General features: G+C 64.7%; 13 protein-coding genes and 1 tRNA gene. 11 read left to right on the forward strand and 3 right to left on the reverse strand.

Features of this window, described 5'->3' with window-relative positions; genetic code table 11:
• Nucleotides 1–106 precede the first annotated feature (106 nt).
• The 7 genes from J4573_RS44430 (at nt 107) to J4573_RS44460 (ending at nt 10,320) form a co-directional block, all read left to right on the forward strand.
• Nucleotides 107–1,153: a restriction system modified-DNA reader domain-containing protein gene (locus J4573_RS44430; protein ID WP_208262411.1), complete on the forward strand. Its 1,047-nt coding sequence runs from the start codon at nt 107–109 to the stop codon at nt 1,151–1,153.
• A 225-nt stretch (nt 1,154–1,378) separates the two neighbouring features.
• Entirely contained in the window at nt 1,379–2,017 is a 639-nt protein-coding gene (locus J4573_RS44435; RefSeq protein WP_208262412.1) for a DUF433 domain-containing protein, read from the forward strand.
• 57 nt (nt 2,018–2,074) lie between these two features.
• A complete protein-coding gene (locus J4573_RS44440; RefSeq protein WP_208262413.1) occupies nt 2,075–2,509 on the forward strand; it encodes a hypothetical protein in 435 nt (144 codons plus the stop codon).
• Between the two features lie 180 nt (nt 2,510–2,689).
• On the forward strand, nt 2,690–3,646 hold the full coding sequence (locus J4573_RS44445) for a hypothetical protein (RefSeq protein ID WP_208262414.1): 957 nt from the start codon (nt 2,690–2,692) through the stop codon (nt 3,644–3,646).
• A 244-nt stretch (nt 3,647–3,890) separates the two neighbouring features.
• A complete protein-coding gene (locus J4573_RS44450; RefSeq protein WP_208262415.1) occupies nt 3,891–7,397 on the forward strand; it encodes a DEAD/DEAH box helicase family protein in 3,507 nt (1,168 codons plus the stop codon).
• Nucleotides 7,394–8,818, forward strand: coding sequence for a restriction endonuclease subunit S (locus J4573_RS44455; RefSeq protein WP_208262416.1), 1,425 nt, complete (start codon nt 7,394–7,396; stop codon nt 8,816–8,818). The genes J4573_RS44450 and J4573_RS44455 overlap by 4 nt, the downstream gene beginning before the upstream one ends.
• Nucleotides 8,815–10,320 carry a class I SAM-dependent DNA methyltransferase gene (locus tag J4573_RS44460; protein ID WP_208262417.1) on the forward strand — a complete coding sequence of 502 codons (1,506 nt, stop codon included), beginning with the start codon at nt 8,815–8,817 and terminating at the stop codon, nt 10,318–10,320. Before J4573_RS44455 ends, J4573_RS44460 begins: the two co-directional genes overlap by 4 nt.
• A gap of 131 nt (nt 10,321–10,451) precedes the next feature.
• Here the strand turns inward: J4573_RS44460 and J4573_RS44465 are convergent.
• Nucleotides 10,452–10,527 (reverse strand) — tRNA-Glu (locus tag J4573_RS44465).
• A gap of 48 nt (nt 10,528–10,575) precedes the next feature.
• On the reverse strand, nt 10,576–12,204 hold the full coding sequence (locus J4573_RS44470; protein ID WP_208262418.1) for a metallophosphoesterase family protein: 1,629 nt from the start codon (nt 12,202–12,204) through the stop codon (nt 10,576–10,578).
• Nucleotides 12,205–12,233: 29 nt separating this feature from the next.
• On the opposite strand from J4573_RS44470, the gene J4573_RS44475 reads away from it, so the two are divergent.
• Both J4573_RS44475 and J4573_RS44480 read left to right on the forward strand, forming a co-directional pair.
• Nucleotides 12,234–12,575 (forward strand): metallopeptidase family protein, encoded by a 342-nt coding sequence (locus J4573_RS44475; RefSeq protein ID WP_208262419.1) that lies wholly within the window; start codon nt 12,234–12,236, stop codon nt 12,573–12,575.
• 146 nt (nt 12,576–12,721) lie between these two features.
• A complete protein-coding gene (locus J4573_RS44480) occupies nt 12,722–14,173 on the forward strand; it encodes an MFS transporter (protein ID WP_208262420.1) in 1,452 nt (483 codons plus the stop codon).
• A 24-nt stretch (nt 14,174–14,197) separates the two neighbouring features.
• Here the strand turns inward: J4573_RS44480 and J4573_RS44485 are convergent, their stop codons facing one another.
• The gene (locus tag J4573_RS44485; RefSeq protein WP_243774608.1) at nt 14,198–14,524 is read right to left on the reverse strand and encodes a PspC domain-containing protein; all 327 of its coding nucleotides are present in this window, start codon (nt 14,522–14,524) and stop codon (nt 14,198–14,200) included.
• A gap of 143 nt (nt 14,525–14,667) precedes the next feature.
• Here J4573_RS44485 and J4573_RS44490 point away from each other — a divergent pair, with 143 nt between their 5' ends.
• Both J4573_RS44490 and J4573_RS44495 read left to right on the forward strand, forming a co-directional pair.
• Nucleotides 14,668–15,819: an acyl-CoA dehydrogenase family protein gene (locus tag J4573_RS44490; RefSeq protein WP_208262421.1), complete on the forward strand. Its 1,152-nt coding sequence runs from the start codon at nt 14,668–14,670 to the stop codon at nt 15,817–15,819.
• Nucleotides 15,820–15,935: 116 nt separating this feature from the next.
• Nucleotides 15,936–16,166, forward strand: coding sequence for a hypothetical protein (locus J4573_RS44495; protein ID WP_208262422.1), 231 nt, complete (start codon nt 15,936–15,938; stop codon nt 16,164–16,166).
• Nucleotides 16,167–16,200: the final 34 nt, after the last annotated feature.

Consider the following 16,200-nt stretch of genomic DNA (forward strand, 5'->3'; position numbering starts at 1 on the left):
CATCAACCTGAGTGGAAAGTGAGAACAGCGTTTCTCTCCGTAACGAACAGGGGCTCCGGTGCGGAAAACCCAGGAGAGCTCTGCTCCAACGGAGGTGGGTGCGTGCATGGAGTCCCTGGGGGCGGTGGTCGCTAGGTGCGTAGACCGGCTGAACGACTTCGATCGGGACGGCCTTGACCTGATCGAAGACGACACCCGAGCTGTGTTGATCGATCCCGTCATTCAGGCGCTCGGCTGGGACATCTATCAGCCGCGGGAGGTCCGCCGCAGCTACCGGCGAGCCGGTTGGGAAAACCCCGTCGACTACGCCCTCCTAATCAGTGGCCAACCGCGGCTCTTCGTGGAAGCGAAGGCCATCACCAAGAATCTGGACGATCACCGCTGGATAGCCCAGAGCATCAGCTACGCCACGGTCGCGGGTGTCCCCTGGGTCGCGCTCACCAACGCCCGTGAGTGGCGGATCTACAACACTCACGCCCCCGTCCCCGCCGCCGAGAAGCTCTTCAAGGCCACGCTGACCGCCAGCGACGAAGCATCGAACCTGCTACACCTCCTGAGCAAAGCCAGCATCACCGATGGGACACTCGACGCTCAGTGGCACGCGGCCAAGATCGATGAGCAGGTCCGGGCGACGCTAACCGAACTGATATGCGGGCCGAAGCCACACGATGAGGCCGTGTCTCTCATCTCACGACACACCACCGGTCTCTCGGCCCATGACATCCGGGCCAGCCTCGCGCACCTTCGACCGACCTTTGAATCTGAAAAGGCCGACCGGGGGCCGGATGCTTCGGAGCTGCCGGCCCAACCCACTCAACCGAGTGCAGGACTGTCACAAACCGCAGGCAGTCGAGCTCCCAGCATCAACGATCTGCTCCGCACCGGCCGCCTAAGAGCCGGAACCAAGCTGGAAGCCACCTACGCTGGACAGGCTCTACGCGCCGAGCTCTTGGAGAACGGCCACATCAAGTTCAACGGTGGCACCCACCCCTCACTCACTGCTGCAAGCGTCGCAGCGAAGAAGCACGTCAACCCAGATCTGTCCGACCGCACCGCATCGACCAACGGATGGGACTTCTGGCGTTCCCAGGATCTCCTAACGGGTGACACGGTAGCTCTCCGTGTCATAAGACAACGCCTTCAGCGTGAGTAATGCCTCGGACTCGGGGCCAAGGCGGCGAGGCGCCGATTCCTCCGCGCGATTGCTGGGCCGGGTCCTTCGGGCGGCCGACTTCGGTCATCACAAGACCAACTGAAGCGCCGCGCTGTACACATTTAGTTCCATCGAGTTAGCGGCCCTACCTGGACGGGGGTACACGTGTGATCAGGGGAACAGTGTGATGGACAATGCGGACAGTGGACGAGGGAGGCGAGCGGGGTGGCGTACACGACCAAGATGGCCGCGGCGTTGTCCGGCGCGACAGTCAGCCAGTTGCGCCACTGGCGTCGTGAGACTCCCGCTGGCGTCGTCCTTGAGCCCGAGATTGCCACGTCGCCGACCGCGCTGTACTCCTTCCGCGACGTTCTGGCGCTCCGCACCTGCGTGCGGTTGCGCCAGCTCAGCTCCCTGCAGCGTGTGCGAAAGGCCATCGGAAATCTCCGCGATCTGGGCGAGCGCGAGCACCTGTCGCAGTACAAGCTCGTCAGCGATGGGACGCGGATTCAGCTGGTCACAGACGAGGACGCGGTGGACCTCACCGGCAAACCGGGCCAGCGGCAGCTCGTAGTCGTCATGGGCGAGATCGTGGAGCCCTTCCCAATACGCGCCGGTGTGGTGATCCCCCACCTGTTCCACCCCAACGCGAACGTGGAAGTAGATCCGGCGACCCAGGGCGGGCATCCGGTCGTACGCGGCACGCGAGTGCCATACGACCTAGTTGCCGAGCTCGTCGACGATGGCGTGGCACCGGAGAAGATCAGCGACTTCTACCCGGCGGTAAGCGCCGATGCCGCACGGGACGCGGTCGCGTTCGCGCGGTACGTCAACAGCTACGACCTACCCCGCCGCGCCGCCTGAGCCGCCCCCCGCCCGGCCACCGCCGCCCGGCCCGACCCCCATTGAGCTGAGTCTGGGATGCGCATCCTCATCGATGAGAACTCCCCTGTGCAGCTAGTCCAAGTACTAGAGGCACTGCTGCCGAGACACACCGTCCATCACGTGATCTCCAACAATTGGAAGAGCAAGAACGACATCCCGCTGTTGCTCGACGCACGCACCCGCCGGTATGACCTGTTCCTGACCCGCGACGGCCGCCAACTCGAAGACCCGGACGAGACCGACGCCATCAAGAAGGCCAAGGTCCACCATGTCCGTTTTGCTCAGCGGCACAAGGGCCGCGAGGGCCTGGCGCTGGCCATGGGCGCGGTCATCGGCGCGATGCCGGGCTTGGTCGCCGAGCTCGAGGATGCCGATGGCCAGCGCCTTGTGCGCATCGCTGGTCTGAATCCGGCTGGCCGGTTCGAGGTCACCGACCCTCGAAAGGACCCGCCGAAGTACTGGCCTCGGTAGGTGGGCCGACAGCCCGAGCCGTCAGCACGGTCCACTCTCGGTTGACAATTCGTCCGGCCATCCGCGTACACGGAGGCCGCGAGGATCGCCTCCGTCTCCTTCCTCGCTGATCACTTCTGATCAGGTGCGGACCGCTTACCGTCTACCCATTAATGATCTTCCTCCGGAAAGGCGACTGCGATGAGCCCGAAGACGGCAACCGATGAACAGTCCCGGCTGGCGGAACAGATCACCAAGCTTGCAGCGGCGCACGATCTGACCCTCGTGCCGGTCACGCCGTTCGCCGCGCAAGGTGCGGTAACAGTCCGGATGGACATCGGTGACATGACCGCTGAGGCGTTCGTGAAACTTGCGGCAACCAGCGGGCAGAAGCTGTTCTACCTAGAGGCGACCCGTTTCGACATCGACGACCTGGAGGAGATGCACGACCCAGACGACGCCGACCACTCAGACGATGCGGCCCAAACGGAGGCGCAGACCGAGCTCAGTCGCAAGATGCGCGCGCTTAGCAAGACCGCCAGCCGATTCCTAGGCTGGCCAATCAGTCTGGAGGCTGCGTTCCTCGCCGACGGCGTTCCACACTTCTGGTCCACCGACGACGCCACCTGGCACCAGGAGTTGCAGGAGGCCTTGCGCGGCCTGCAACCTGACGCGCCCGGCACTGACGACCTCGAGTTGTCCGAGGCCGAAGAGGAGAGGCACATCGAGCTGCTTGCAGCCGAACTGCTCGCCCTCCCAGCGTTCCGCGCCGCCACCAGCGAAACCGGCCGCCGCCGGGTCGCCAAAGCCCACATCGCGACCAACATCGATCAGGAACTGCCCGAACGCGAGCTCGACCATATTCGGTGGCGGGCAATCTCCCACGCCTTGGACGCGGCCACCGTCGAGGAACAGCGTCAGTACTCCGGAGCCGAACAACGCCTCCCCGAACTCGCACGCGAAATCGCCGCCGACCCGGCTTACAGGGCCGCCCGGACCGCCGCAGCACGCAAGCACCGAGTACGCGACCACCTGATCGGCCAGGCCGACGGCTACTCCCCGCCTGGACGGCTGGTCGACCTCCTCCTCGACACCATGAGCTCACTGCCCCGCAGCAGCGACGGAACTACCGCTCAGATGCTCCCGCTGCCGGACTAGTGGGAACCACTCGTTGGAGCAGCTCCCACAGCTCATCCAGGACCAGTCGTTCGATGAAGTTCGGCACGTCCCAACTAACGAGCGTCCACTAAACGAGTCGCGCTCTAGGCCGTTCAGACTTGGCGTCAACGGGAACACAGCTCGAACCGGACCTCAACCAATCATCGTAAACTTGTGGGAAGAATCGGTTGATTTCGATATTCTGCAACGTTCTTGGAAACCTCTAGAGCGTGGGATGAGGGACATGGCCGACTCGATCGAAGAGCTGGCGCAACGTTCGCGGAACTTCGGCTACCTGTTCCAGCACGAGCCTCTGCTCGTCCTGGATGGGGCAACAGCCGAGGCGTATATTTACAGCGACCCAGACTCGGCGATGGCCAAGGCTCGACGTTTTACGGAGACCTTGGCGAAGCTCCTCGTTACCCGCACGCAGACGCCGGTTCAGGGGACGACGCAGGGTGCCCGAGTTAAGGCACTCGCCGAGGCGGGCGTTCTCGTCCCCAAGATCCGCCGGGCATTTGATGATGTCCGCATCTCTGGGAATCGGGCCGTCCATTCTCATTGGGGTGACGTGCGTGCGGCTTTGTCTTGTGTCCGGGCGTGCTTCGAACTCGGCGTCTGGTTCCACCTCGCATCCTGCGACGATCCGGCACCGGAGGGATTCGTCCCGCCGCCCGACCCCGTCACCCAGCCCGCAACGTCACCAAGTGAGAACGCGGAGCTGGAGCAGCTTCACCGAGAGTTGGAGCGTCTCCGTGAACGGCTTGCCGCGGTCAAGGTGGCCCGGGATGGCCAGGTCTCCAAACTGGAGGCCGAGGCCCGCGCTCGTCGCCAGGCGGAGGAAGAACTGGCTCGGGCCCTGGCCGATCGCGAGGCGCTGCGTTCGCTCGTTGCGCAGGGTCAGCAGGAGCTTGTCGCAGCCCAGGCCAGATTTGCTTCCCAGTTGGCCAGCGCTCCTAAGGTTCGCCCCGCGCAGCGCGATGCCTTCATCGCCCGCGCTCAGCACGTGGCTGGGGAACCGCTGACTGAGGCTGAGGTTCGCGAGCGAGTAGATGAACAGCTGCGGCTGGCGGGCTGGGATGTCCAGGACGCCAACGACGTTAACCTCTTCGCTGGCCAAGGGGTGGCCGTCCGCGAGGTGCCGACCGCCAAGGGGGTCGCCGACTATCTGCTGCACGTGGATCACAAGATTGTCGGAGTCATCGAGGCCAAGCGTGAAGGGGTGATCCTCACACCGGTGGAGGCGCAGTCCGCCCGCTACGCCGACAGATTGACGGCCTCCCAGCAGTTCGCCGCCTGGCGGATCCCGCTGCCGTTCCGATACGAGACCACTGCGGTCGAGACCCACTTCACCAACACCCTTGATCCCTCACCGCGTGCGCGCCCTGTTTTCTCCTTCCACAGGCCCGAGACACTCGCCCGCTGGATGCGCGATGCAGACGCCGAGCCCGAGATTCCCACCTTGCGGGCCAAGATTCGAGAGCTCCCAGAACTGGACCCACGGGGCTTGCGTGGAGCCCAGGCGCGCGCGGTGGCGGGCCTGGAGGAGTCGCTTGCCCGGGACGAGCCCCGGGGGCTAATCCAGATGGCTACCGGCGCGGGCAAGACCTACATGGCGGTCACCCAGACCTATCGGTTGCTGAGGTACGCCAAGGCCCGACGGGTGCTGTTCCTGGTAGACCGCAACAATCTCGGCAAGCAGGCCTATACCGAGTTCGACAACTTCATCACCCCCGACGACGGCCGCAAGTTCACAGAGCTCTACAACGTTGAGCGGCTGGGCGCCGCCGCCATGCAGGACTCGACCAAGGTCGTCATCTCCACCGTGCAGCGCCTGTATGCCCGACTGCGCGGCGAGCCGGTAGATCCCGAGGTCGAGGACGAGGCATACGACTCTTACGACGCCGGCGACGTCGTCGAGGTCGCCTACAGCGCCGACCTACCACCGGAGACCTTCGATCTGATCATCGTGGACGAATGCCACCGGTCGATCTACGGCGTATGGCGGCAGGTGCTTGAGTACTTCGACGCTTTCCTGGTCGGCCTCACTGCCACCCCGGTCAAGCAGACTTTCGGCTTCTTCCACCAGAACCTGGTCAGCGAATACACCTACCGCGAATCGGTCGCAGACGCCGTCAACGTCGACTTTGACGTCTACCGCATCCGTACCGAGCACGCCGAACAGGGCGCCACCATCGATCAGGGCATCGTGGTTCCGATCATGAGCCGCCCCACCCGCCGCAAGCGGTACGAGGAGCTCGACGAAGACTTCACCTGGACAGGCACACAGCTGGGTCGCAAGGTCATCAGCACTGGGCAACTCCGGCTGGTCATGGAGACCTTCCGAGAACGGCTGTTCACCGAAATCTTCCCCGGCCGTGCCTACGTACCCAAGACACTGATCTTCGCCGTGGACGACAACCACGCCGAGGAGATCGTGAACATGGCCCGCACTGTCTTCGGCAAGGGCAACGATTTCTGCAAGAAGATTACCTACAAGGCCGCGGACCCCGATGCGCTGATCGCCGAGTTCCGCAACTCCCCAGACCTTCGAATCGCCGTTACCGTCAACATGATCGCCACTGGGACCGACATCCGTCCCCTGGAGTGCGTGTTCTTCCTCAACGAGGTCAAGAGCTGGGCTTTGTTCGAGCAGATGAAGGGCCGAGGCGCACGTACCGTCGAACCGGGTGAGCTTAAGCAGGTCACACCCGACGTAGAGAGCAAAGACCGCTTCGTCATTGTCGATGCCGTTGGCGTTACCGACTCGCCCCGAGTGGACGCGACTCCGCTGATGCAGCACAGCGAAAAGCAGATCAGCTTCGAGGCCCTACTCAAGAAAGTCGGCAACCTGACCATCAGCCCAGATGAGGCGTCGACCCTGGCTGGCCGCCTAGCCCGCCTCAACAGACAGATCACTCCAGACGAGCGCAACGAGCTGGAGGCCCTGGCCGGCCGACCGCTCGCCGAGGTGATCGCCTCGGTCTCAGGTTGCGCCGACCCCGACACGTTGCAGGAGGCCCACGACACCGGAGGCAAGGCTGCGGTCCACTCCCTGGTCGTCCAAGCGGTCCGGCCACTCGCCGAAAACGCTGAGCTCCGTCGTCGGCTCCTGGAGATCCGCCGCGCCCACGACATCTACTGGGACGAGGTCAATCGTGACACTCTGATCGACGCCGCCGCCCAGGACCCCAAGTTGCGCGCCCAGGAGGTCGTCACCTCCTGGCGGACCTACCTGGACGAACACCGGGAAGAGATCACGGCAATCGAAGCCGCCTACCGCAGCGGCCTGCCTGGCCGCGCGGCCTACGCCAAACTCAAAGAGCTAGCTGCACGTATCGCCAGGCCGCCGCACGAGTGGACGCCTGATGAGCTGTGGCGGTCATACGAACGCCTCAACCTCGCCGCAGACAAGCGCGGCGCCCAGCACGGCCCTGTCGACCTCATCGGCCTCATCCGCTACGAGCTCGGCCTCGACACCGAACCCAAACCGCACCGCAGTGTCGTGGAGGAGCGCTACGCTGCCTGGCTTGTGAAGCAACAGCATGCCGGAGTCGAGTTCACCGCCGACCAGCGATGGTGGCTAGACCACATCTGCGACGTAGTCATCACCCACGCAGCCGTCGACCACACCGAACTCGACAAGCCTCCCTTCACCGACCGTGGCGGCATCGATGGCTTCCTGCACACCTTCGGGGATGCCAACGCCGCGATCCTTCTCAGCGACCTGAACCGGAACCTAATCGCATGACCGAACTGCCATCTGGCTGGACAAGAGCAACTCTTGGCGATATCGCTGTTTGGGGAAGTGGTGGCACTCCCAAGACGGGTGACCCTCGTTATTACGGCGGAAGTATTCCTTGGGCTACGATCGGCGATCTCACTGATGGCGTAGTGGGCAGTACAACAAGTCTAATAACCGAGGAAGGGCTCGCCAACAGTTCTGCCCGGGTCATCCCTGCAGGAACTGTACTGATCGCCATGTATGGCGCATCGATTGGCCGACTTGGAATCAATTCCGTCCCATTGGCAACAAACCAGGCGATTGCACACGCTAGAGTCTTTACGTCCGTCATGGACCATAAATTTCTCTTTTGGTATCTACATTCTCAGAGAGAGGACCTTGTCAAGGCCGGAAAAGGCGCCGCTCAGCCAAACATAAGCCAGACAATTCTTCGTTCATGGCCGATAGTCATACCGCCAAAGAATGAACAAATCCGCATCGTTGAAACTCTCGAGGAGAGCCTCTCCCGCATTGAACGTGGCATTGGACAGATCGCTAACCTGATTGAGCGTATCGATAGATTTCGTGATGCACTCATGGCCGCATCCTGTACCGGAAAGTTTTCAGCTAGGTCAAATTCTGACCTGGGTCCCGCCGGGCCCTCGCCTGCGAATTCCGTCGATGGCGACCTCCCCAATATCCCGAATCACTGGAACTGGACTCGGTTGGGCGAGATAGCCGAAGTCGTCGGGGGTGTCACGAAGGACAGCAAGAAACAGAGCGATCCCACACTGCCCGAAGTTCCCTACCTGCGGGTCGCTAATGTCCAGCGCGGACGACTTGACCTGACCAATGTAAGCTCCATTCGTGTTCCTTCAAAAAAGGCGAAGCAGCTAGAACTTCAAGTAGGCGACGTCCTCCTTAATGAAGGTGGAGACCGAGACAAACTTGGTCGCGGCTGGATTTGGGAGGGACAGATTTCCGGCTGCATCCACCAAAACCATGTCTTCCGTGCCCGTATATTGGATGGCATCCTCCATCCCAAGCTATTGGCCTGGCACGCCAACGGCTTCGGTAAACGCTGGTGCGAGATCAACGGCAAACAGAGCGTCAATCTGGCTTCGATCAGTCTCTCCAAAATAAAGATGCTGCCAGTTCCTCTGCCACCGTTTGAGGAGCAAGAACGCCTGGTCACTGAGGCAGAGCAATATCTAACGCTTCTCGACGGTACCTACCAGGCAGCTCGCACATCCCTGGCTCGCGCGTACAAGCTGCGGAAGTCTCTGCTGGCGGAGGCGTTCGCAGGGCGGCTGTCGGAGCAGGGTCCGATGGATGAACCTGCCTCGGCAATGCTGGAACGGAACCGAGCAGAACGCGCGGCACAGGGGCCGACAAGGCGGACGCGGAGCAGGGGCAAGGAAGCGCCCCAGAAAGAGACATTGCTGTGAGCACTGCGCAGACGCGACGGCTGGTCGCAAGATTGTGGAACTACTGTGATGTGCTGCGGGACGATGGGGTTTCCACGATCGACTACGTCGAACAGCTGACGTTTCTGCTGTTCTTGAAGATGGGCCATGAACGCGCCAACCGCAAGAGTTTCCCAGACCTGGCGCTCAAGCCGGTGGGAGATGCCTGGCAGTGGCTCCTGGATTCCGATGGCCAAGAGCTCGAGGATACCTACAACCACATCCTGCGGGAATTTGGGCAACGTAAGGACACGCTCGGAGTCATTTTCCGGAAGGCTCAGAACCGAATCCAGGACCCCTCCAAGCTAAAAAAGCTGATCGTCGATCTAATCGATAAGGAGCAGTGGTCCAGCCAGGGTGTCGATGTGAAGGGCGACGCCTACGAGGAGCTGCTGGCCAAGGGAGCCGAGGACATCAAGTCCGGGGCCGGGCAGTACTTCACCCCCCGCGAGCTGATCGCCGCCATGGTTAGCTGCATCCAGCCCGGTCCGGACGATTTGATCTGCGACCCGGCCTGCGGTACCGGTGGCTTTCTTCTGGCGGTTCACGACTACATCCAGCACCACCACGGCAACAATCTGACTCCCGAGCAGCGCGATCGGCTTGCTGGTGGGGGTATTAGTGGAGTCGAACTGGTTGATGGTACGGCTAGATTGGCGGCTATGAATATGCTGCTACACGGCATTGGCAAACCCAACGGCCGTTCACTGATCGAAGTCAGAGACGCTCTGGCTGAGCCAGCCCATACGTATCCCAGCGTAATCTTGGCCAATCCGCCGTTTGGCCGCAAGTCATCCATTACTGTCGTGGGTGAGGATGGGCGTGCCGGCCGGGAAGACATCGAGTACACCCGGCAGGACTTCTGGGCCACGACTAAGAACAAGCAGCTCAACTTCGTCCAGCACATCGCTTCGATGCTCGGCATCCCGGGGCGCGCAGGTATAGTCCTGCCCGATAACGTGCTGTTCGAGGGAGGTGCCGGTGAAGTAATCCGGCGACGGCTCCTCAGGCAGTTCGACGTTCATACCCTGCTGCGGCTTCCAAAGGGCATCTTCTATGCGGGGGGCGTCCAGGCTAACGTGCTCTTCTTTGATAAGAAGCCAGCCCGGCCTGACGTTCCTTGGACCTCCAAGATGTGGGTGTACGACTTCCGCACCGGCCAGCATTTCACCCTCAAACAAAACCGACTCAGCCGTGAGCATCTAGACGACTTCGTCAAGTGCTATCGACCTGGCGAGCCTCGCGAGCACCGCGTCGAGACCGAACGGTTCAAGCCGTTCACCTATGACGAGCTCATAGTGCGAGACAAGGTCAACTTCGACATTACCTGGCTGAAGGACCCCAGCCTGGAGGATTCCGACAAGCTTCTCCCGCCCGAGGTTATTGCCCGCGAGATCGTCGAGGATCTGACCACCGCTCTCGCCGAGTTCACCGCAATCGCGGAAGCTCTGGAACAGGGCAGGGACCGGCCGTCGACAGCGTGATCGCCTAGCGGTGCAGCTACCCCGACGAGGTCCCCTGTCACGTCCGGCGGCGGACTCCGCGCAACGTGGACGTGCGGGTAATGGTGATGGCACCGTCCGGGGGGCAGCGATCATCGCCGCTCCCATGCTTCTGGTACCCCCTACCGGATTCGAACCGGCGCTACCGCCTTGAAAGGGCGGCGTCCTAGGCCGCTAGACGAAGGGGGCCTTGACCATGCCAAGCATAGGGGACAACCAGGGTGGACGCATAAGCGGTTAGCCGGGTGAGGACGTTCGGGTGGGGGACGGGGAGGTGGAGGGCCACTGGGAGGGAGGTAGGGAGGGGAACGTGGGGGATGGGGACGTTGGGTTGGGGGTGGGGGTGTTGTCGGCGGTTATGGCTCGGTCGGGCTTGGGCTCGAGGTGGCGTTCGATCTGGGCGGAGGTCAGGCCCAGGCCGCCTAGGCGGAGGTCGTCCCAGCCTTGGAGGCGGTGGGTGGCGCGGCTGAAGTAGAGGACGGAGAGCTCGATGGGGGTGGGTTCCTCGTGCTCCAGGCCGCGTAGGCCGGCGCCGCCTGTGGAGCCTTGGACGAAGAGGCGGGTGCCGGTGGGGAGGAGTTTGGTGGAGCGCTCGTGGAGGTGGCCCGAGAGGAGGAGGGAGGTCAGGCCGGAGAAGCCTTGGGCCTGGGCGGGGTCGTGGACGGCTACCAGGTCGGGTGCCGTTCCGGAAAGGCGGAGCCTGGCGGCCTGTTCGGCGCCCAGGGCGTGGAGTTGGTCGTTGCCGACGTTGTCGTCTCGGGTGGACTTGTCGGGGGTGAAGCGGGGGTCGCCCACGCCGTAGATGCGGAGGCCGTCGACTTCGCGGAGCTGGTTGTCGAGGACGATGGCGTTCTTTTGACGGGCGACGGCTTTCTGGGTGGCCTTGGAGTCGTGGTTGCCGCGGACGTAGACGTAGGGGACCTTCAGCGAGCTGATGTCGTTGACGAACTTGTCCTCGGGGGCGCTGCCGTGGTCGGAGATGTCGCCGGTGTCGATGATCATGTCGGCCTGGAACTGGTTGGTGACGGAACGGATGACGTTCCAGGCGGCCGGGTTGATGTGGATGTCGGAGACGTGCAGGACGCGCAGGGTCGAGGGGTCGGGCTCGTAGGTGGGGAGGGTGGATGTGGCGGCGTAGAGCTTTGAGAGATTGACCACTTGGCGGGCCAGCTGGGCCCGGTAGGCGGTGAAGCGCTCGACCAGGTTGCGGGTGTCGCCGACCACCTGGGGCGCGTTCGCCAGGAGGCCGGTGTAGCGCGGCTCGGCGATGGCCTGGGGGTTGAACGTCCAGTAGGCCAGGGCTGAGAGGGCTACGAGGCCTGCGGTGGCCGAGCCCAGGGAGATGAGGGCCTGGCGCCAGGAGCGGAAGATCGCCAGGGCTGCCAGGAAGGAGAAGGCCAGGGCGAGGCCCACAGCGCGGAGGATCATGATGATCATGCCGTGGCGGAGCTGGCCGCCGATCTGGGTGGTGAGGTGGTCGACGGCGTTGTCGTCCTGGATCAGCTTCCGGGCTTCGGCTTCGCGGAGCTCGCTGACGCTGGCGTTCAGGGAGATCGGACCCCAGTGGGTGTCCAGGTGCAGGGCGCCCAGCGGGGGGATCTGGATCGTGGTGCCGCCGGTCCAGGACGGGTGCAGGGAGAGCGCAGTGTTGGTGGGGCCGATCTGCGTCTCCACGTGGCCGCCCAGGGCCAGGCCGATATAGCCGCCGGCCAGGCCGGTGAGGACCACGGCCGAGATGCGCGTCCACTTGATGACGGTGGGGCGCGAGGGGCGGTGGAAATGCCACGAGGGACGGCCTGGCCGCCAGGTGGGGCGGCTGGGGCGCCACGAGCTCAGGGTCCTCACGACCTTGGGGACCTGCACCATGCCTCCGTTCGTCGAGCAGAATGAGTCTTGTGATCGAACTATCCCGTGCCGAGTTCGAGGATCTGGTGTCCGAGGCCCTGGACACCATCCCGCCCGAGCTCACCGAGCACATGCGCAACGTGGTCATCGTCGTCGAGGACGTCGCCCCGCAGCGCGGTCTGCTCGGTCTTTATCAGGGCGTACCCCTCACCGAGCGCGGTGACTGGTACGCGGGCGTTCTGCCCGATCACATTTCGATCTACCGCGATGAGATCCTGCGAATCTGCGAGACCGCGGATCAGGTGGTCGAGGAGGTCCGGATCACCGTCGTCCACGAGATCGCCCACCATTTCGGGATCGACGACGCCTGGCTTCACCGGCACGGATACTGACGGGCGGGGCCTCTGGGGCGGACGAGGCAAAGTGTTTCATGAATTGGGCACGGTAGGTCACATAACTGCCACGCAGCGTGAGTTAATAGGAGGGTCGCCCGGGGCATCGGGCGGACCCGACTGGAGCGCGAGTGGCAGGAAGGCAGATGGGTCGGCACAGGCGGCCCCCCGAGGCGCAGGCCACCTACCGCGAAGTCTTCGCCGTAGGTGAGTTCCGCGCACTCTGGCTTGCCCAGGTGCTCTCGAACGTCGGCGACCAGCTGGCCCAGGTGGCGCTGGCGGTGCTCGTCTACCACCGCACCCAATCGCCGCTGCTGACGGCCGTGGCGTACGCGCTGACCTACATCCCGCCGATCGTGGGCGGCCCCGTCCTGTCGGGGCTGGCGGACCTGTTCCCGCGCCGTACGGTCATGGTGATCTGCGACCTGCTGCGGGTCGGGCTGGTCGGGCTGATGGTGCTCCAGGCGATGCGGGCGATGCCGTTCTGGATGCTGTGCGTGCTGGTCTTCCTGACCGTGCTGCTCGGCGCCCCGTTCACCGCCGCGCGCGCCGCGCTGCTGCCGGACGTGCTGGACGGCGACAAGTACGTCGCGGGTTCGGCGATCAACAACATCACCCACCAGTCCACGCAGATGCTGGGGTTCCTGGCGGGCGGCGCGGTCGTGGTGGCCGTCGGGATCTACCAGGCGCTCGCCGTCGACGCGGTCACGTTCGGCCTGTCCGCGGTGATCCTGGTGGTGGGGCTGCGGCGGCGTCCGGCGACCAAGCAGCGCCGCGAGAAGCAGTCGCTGGGCCTGTGGCGCGGAACGCGGGACGGCGCCCGGCTGGTCTTCGGCGACCCGACGCTGCGCTCGCTGATCTCGTTCGCCTGGCTGTGCGCGTTCTACGTGATCCCCGAGGGCCTGGCAGCGCCGTACGCCGCGAGCTTCGGCGGCGACGCGGTGACCGTCGGGCTGCTGATGTCGGCGATGCCGACCGGGATGGTGGTCGGCGCGTTCCTGTTCAGCCGGTTCGTACGGCCGACCAACCGCATCCGCGCGATGGGCTGGATGGCGATGCTCGCCTGCGCCCCGCTGATCGGGGCCGCCACCTACCCGCCGCTGTGGGTCGTGGTGGTGCTCTGGGCGCTGTCGGGCGTCGGCAGCGCCTACCAGCTCGCGGCGAACGCGGCGTTCGTCGCGGCCGTTCCGCCCGAGGGGCGCGGCCAGGCGTTCGGCCTCGCCCAGTCGGGCATCCTCGCCGGTCAGGGCTTCGGCATCCTGCTCGCGGGCGCCGCCGCGCAGGTCCTCGGCCCGGAGACCGTGGTCGCGCTGGCGGGCGTGCTGGGGCTCTCGGTCGCCGCCATGCTCACCCTGACCTGGAACCAGGTCCGCGGCGAGGTGATCGCCGAGATGCACGAACGGCCCGATCCCGATGACACCCAGGAGCTCGAGCCGATCCTCGACAGCGCGCCCGAGGACGTCCTCGTCGCCTCCGCCGAGACCGTCGGCCGGCAGGCCGTTCCCGCAGCGCGGACGAACGGCCATGCTCCCGTCAACGGTCACGCTCCCATGAACGGCAAGACCGCCACCGTCCGGCCCGCCGCCCCGGCCTCGTAACCCCGAAGCCCTCAGACCTGGGGGTTACTTGGAGGTACGGGCCTTGTTCACCGTGTCCTTGGTCTTCTGGGTGACGTCCTGGACGACCTCCTGGACCTTGGGGTTCTCCTTGCCCTTCTGGAACAGGTCCTCGGCGATCGACTTGCTGGCGCCCTCCTCCGGGATCAGCACCCAGGCGATCGCGTAGGCCGCGACCCCGGCGCCGCCGAAGAGGCAGAAGACCGCCAGGGCCAGCCTGACGATGTTGGGGTCCACGCCGAGGAAGCGGCCGGCCCCGGAGCAGACGCCGGCGATCATCCGGCCGTCGCGCGTGCGGCGAAGCTGTTTGTCGTTGCTCTTCTCCATGTCCATGCTTCGATCATTCCCTGCCGCAAAGGGTCTCCACATCGGGATTCGCCCTGATTCGCCCCTGAGTCCACCCCTGGCCGGATGGGCCTTGCGGCCGGTCGTACCCTCATTCCACAGTGCCCCTCGGGCTCGGAGAGAGGAACCCTATGGACGTGCTTCGCCTCGATGACCAGCTCACCGACGAGGAACGGATGGTCCGTGACACCGTGCGGGCCTTCGTGGCCGAGAAGATCACGCCGCACGTGGGGGACTGGTTCGAAGCGGGCACGTTCCCGTCCCGGGAGCTCGGTCCCGAGCTCGGCAAGCTGGGCGTGCTCGGCATGCACCTGCAGGGGTACGGGTGCGCCGGGATGAGCGCCGTGGCGTACGGCGTGGCCTGCCGCGAGCTGGAGGCGGCCGACTCGGGCCTGCGCAGCTTCGTCTCCGTGCAGGGCTCCCTCGCGATGGCCGCGATCTACAAGTACGGCTCGGAGGAGCAGAAGCAGGAGTGGCTGCCGCGCATGGCCGCGGGCGAGGCCATCGGCTGCTTCGGCCTGACCGAGCCCGACCGCGGCTCCGACCCCGGCGACATGCTGACCCGCGCCCACCGCGACGGCTCGGACTGGGTGCTGAACGGCGCCAAGATGTGGATCACGAACGGCTCGATCGCCGACGTGGCCGTCGTCTGGGCCAAGACCGACGAGGGCATCCGCGGCTTCGTCGTCCCCGCCGGGACCCCGGGCTTCACGGCGAGCGACATCCACAAGAAGATCTCGCTCCGCGCCTCGATCACCTCCGAGCTGGTCCTGGACGACGTCCGCCTGCCCGCCGACGCCGTGCTCCCGGACGTGACCGGCCTGAAGGGCCCGCTCGGCTGCCTGTCCGAGGCCCGCTACGGGATCCTGTGGGGCGTGGTCGGCGCCGGCCGGTCCTGCTACGAGGCCGCCGTGGAGTACGCCAAGACCCGCGAGCAGTTCGGCAAGCCCATCGGATCGTTCCAGCTCACCCAGGAGAAGCTGGCCTGGATGGAGATCGCGCTCGGCCAGGCCGGGCTGACCGCCCTCCACATCGGCCGCCTGAAGGACGAGGGCAAGGTCACACCGCAGCAGGTCTCGTTCGGCAAGATGGCCAACGTCCGCGCCGCGCTCGACACCGCCCGCCAGGCCCGCACGATCCTCGGCGCGAACGGGATCACCCTCGAATACCCGGTGATCCGCCACATGAACAACCTGGAGTCCGTCCTCACCTACGAGGGCACCCAGGAGATCCACACCCTCGTCCTCGGCCAGGCCATCACCGGCATCCCCGCCTACCGCTAGCCCCCGCCTACCCCATTGCGGTGCTTATCGCCCAGCGTGATGTCATATGCACGGAAAGTGTCGCGAGCTGCCTCCTTGACGCTTAGACCCACGCCCCCCAGATTGGGAGCGGCCGAGTGAAGGAGCACCGCATCGCGGCGGGCAACGCCGAGCTTGAGATGCGCGTCAAGGCGCTGGAGACCCGCGTCGGCCGCCATGAGGACGACATGACGTCCCTGGTCGACACCTCTAGCGAGACGTTGAAGAGGGTCACGCGCATCGAGAAGGGCCTCGACGCGCTACTTGCGCATCACGGAATCGAAGTCGAGGTTGACCAAGACGAGGATGACCTCGTAGAGGACGAGTAGCGGCGGCCGCCCCAGAGTGATCTGTTAGAGGCGG

The sequence above is a fragment of the Actinomadura barringtoniae genome, assembly GCF_017573505.1.
Taxonomy (GTDB): Bacteria; Actinomycetota; Actinomycetes; order Streptosporangiales; family Streptosporangiaceae; genus Spirillospora; species Spirillospora barringtoniae.

Bases quoted from the DNA above. Each gene is read 5' to 3' on its own strand.
- J4573_RS44430 (WP_208262411.1), top strand. From the start codon at position 107: ATGGAGTCCCTGGGGGCGGTGGTCGCTAGGTGCGTAGACCGGCTGAAC.
- J4573_RS44440 (WP_208262413.1), top strand. From the start codon at position 2,075: ATGCGCATCCTCATCGATGAGAACTCCCCTGTGCAGCTAGTCCAAGTA.
- J4573_RS44445 (WP_208262414.1), top strand. From the start codon at position 2,690: ATGAGCCCGAAGACGGCAACCGATGAACAGTCCCGGCTGGCGGAACAG.
- J4573_RS44450 (WP_208262415.1), top strand. From the start codon at position 3,891: ATGGCCGACTCGATCGAAGAGCTGGCGCAACGTTCGCGGAACTTCGGC.
- J4573_RS44455 (WP_208262416.1), top strand. From the start codon at position 7,394: ATGACCGAACTGCCATCTGGCTGGACAAGAGCAACTCTTGGCGATATC.
- J4573_RS44470 (WP_208262418.1), bottom strand. From the start codon at position 12,204: ATGGTGCAGGTCCCCAAGGTCGTGAGGACCCTGAGCTCGTGGCGCCCC.
- J4573_RS44480 (WP_208262420.1), top strand. From the start codon at position 12,722: ATGGGTCGGCACAGGCGGCCCCCCGAGGCGCAGGCCACCTACCGCGAA.
- J4573_RS44485 (WP_243774608.1), bottom strand. From the start codon at position 14,524: ATGGACATGGAGAAGAGCAACGACAAACAGCTTCGCCGCACGCGCGAC.
- J4573_RS44490 (WP_208262421.1), top strand. From the start codon at position 14,668: ATGGACGTGCTTCGCCTCGATGACCAGCTCACCGACGAGGAACGGATG.